This window comes from Psychrobacter sp. 1Y4, from assembly GCF_051847555.1.
Genome location: NZ_JBPYDE010000662.1, coordinates 1 through 662, shown reverse-complemented (window position 1 = coordinate 662; position 662 = coordinate 1). Strand labels below are relative to the sequence as shown.

Sequence of the window (662 nt, the reverse complement as noted above, 5' to 3'; positions counted from 1 at the left end):
GGTTGCCATCAGGGAGCTCTGGTAATTCCTCACCCATCGCAAGCTCAAGCTGGGCAATCTTGTCACGGCTCTCTAGCGTGCTGATGAGCGTTTTTAGATTTTCGATCTCAAAACCAATACGTGGGTCTAAGATATGACACTCATTGAGCTCTGCCAAAAAGTTACTTGAGCGCTCACGAAAGCCAACAAGCGCGGTTTCTTTTTTGACGACATAGCGCACGCCTAGCCGGGCTTTAGTACGGTAGCCGAGGCGATCGCCGACGACAGGCGCGAGCCAATTATCAGGCTCTGCATTAGCTTGATGCATCAGCATCTCGGCAAGTACGGACTGCTTAAAGTTTATCTGTGCCTCTGGCTCCCAGTGCTGCAAGTTGCAGCCGCCGCAGACGCCAAAATGTGGGCAAGGCGGCACAGCACGTTCAGGATTTGGATTGGCAGTGATGCTGATTGCATCGCCTTCCTCAAAACTGGCACGGCTATTGGTTATTTTGACCAAGGCGTTTTCACCTGGCAACGCAAAACTCACAAAGACTGTTTTGCCATGCTTGTCTTCAGCGTGACCGTCATCAACTCCAAAACCATTGCCATAGATGGCAACACCGCGACCATCATGCGACAGTCTATCAATGGTAAAAGGAATCGGCTCTGCATCTTTTAGACGA

The 662-nt window shown here is 50.8% G+C and carries 1 protein-coding gene; it reads right to left on the bottom strand.

Annotated features, from left to right (window positions below; genetic code table 11):
* Positions 1-662: TRAM domain-containing protein (locus ACS8FC_RS18195; RefSeq protein WP_439297819.1), on the bottom strand; the 662-nt coding region annotated here is incomplete at both ends.